Origin of the sequence: Thioalkalivibrio thiocyanoxidans ARh2 (assembly GCF_000385215.1) — a bacterium.
GTDB classification, from domain to species: Bacteria; Pseudomonadota; Gammaproteobacteria; order Ectothiorhodospirales; family Ectothiorhodospiraceae; genus Thioalkalivibrio; species Thioalkalivibrio thiocyanoxidans.
Genome location: NZ_ARQK01000001.1, coordinates 1 through 1,143, shown reverse-complemented (window position 1 = coordinate 1,143; position 1,143 = coordinate 1). Strand labels below are relative to the sequence as shown.

General features: G+C 62.2%; 1 protein-coding gene. It reads right to left on the bottom strand.

The features are described from left to right. Positions 1-144: 144 nt before the first annotated feature. Positions 145-1,143 (bottom strand): sugar-transfer associated ATP-grasp domain-containing protein (locus G372_RS0100005; RefSeq protein ID WP_020008798.1); only part of this gene is annotated, 999 nt, incomplete at its 5' end.

The window sequence follows — 1,143 nt, the reverse complement described above, 5'->3', positions numbered from 1 at the left end:
GATCATTTCTTGATCACCTCCCGATTGCGTTCCATGGGCCGGCCGGAACCGCCGCGGCGCAGGAAACGCTTCAGCGATTGCTTGAGTCCGATCCGGGTCAGAGCCGCGGAGACGGCGTCCGAACCCAGCGCGGGCAACAATGCGTTACCCGCGAAAGATGTGCTCCATCTCCCGCTTGAACCCGCGCTGGTGCGCGATCTGCAGGCTGGCCAGCCCATAGGTCGTATTGCCCTCGAGGATCAGCGGGCCCTCGGGGGTAATCGCGATATCCCAGCCGATCGTCTTGACCTCGGGCAGACTGCGCTGCGCCTGGAGCGCAAGCGACTTGACCTCCTCCCACAACGGCAACCGGGTACCCTCAATCCGTTTGCCCGTATCCGGATGCTCGGCGACCGGCTGAATGACCGGCCACGCCGGGCTACGCGAGGCATAACCCACCGCCAGGCGGCCAGTACCCATGTCCACTGCGGCCACGACATTACCGGTAACACCCAGCACGAAATTATCGGTTTCCCCATCTCCTGCGGTCAGCTTGATCTCCGCACGAAACAGATGGGCCTCGCCGCCGCGCATGTAGGTCACGATCCGCACACAACCCACGGCCGCAGGCGACATCAGGTTCCGGAGGTCGTGATGGACATGGATACGCGACTGGGCGATGTAGGGCCTGTGGCTCTGGTTGGCGCGCTCCCGGATGAAGTAAAACAAACCGCTGGGCGTCGTCGTTCTGCCACAGCAAAGCCATCGACCCTGACGCCAGATAGCGGAGAATGCCCCGTCACCATACGATCCATCATCGGATTTGATAAACAGGTCATCCGCGCAATCGCCAAGCAACTCCAGCCAGCGCCGGGCGTCCAGCACAACCGGCGCTGGCTTCGAAAAACCGTCTCCACCGAGAGGAACCTCATCCGACGGAATGATCGCCTGAAGTGTCGGGGTGGGGAGACCATGCCGCTGACAGTGGGCAAAGAACAGCGACTTGCGACTAATGGTGGTTCGATCCCTCTCCGCACTCCGGGCACGGAAGTGGTCCCGATAGTCTTCATTGTCGATCACGTAGTCGTTCCAGCGCGAAGGCTCGACCGAGGCCAGGCGGTAGAGCGAGTAATAACGCGGCCCGATGCGATACCGGAACCGGGC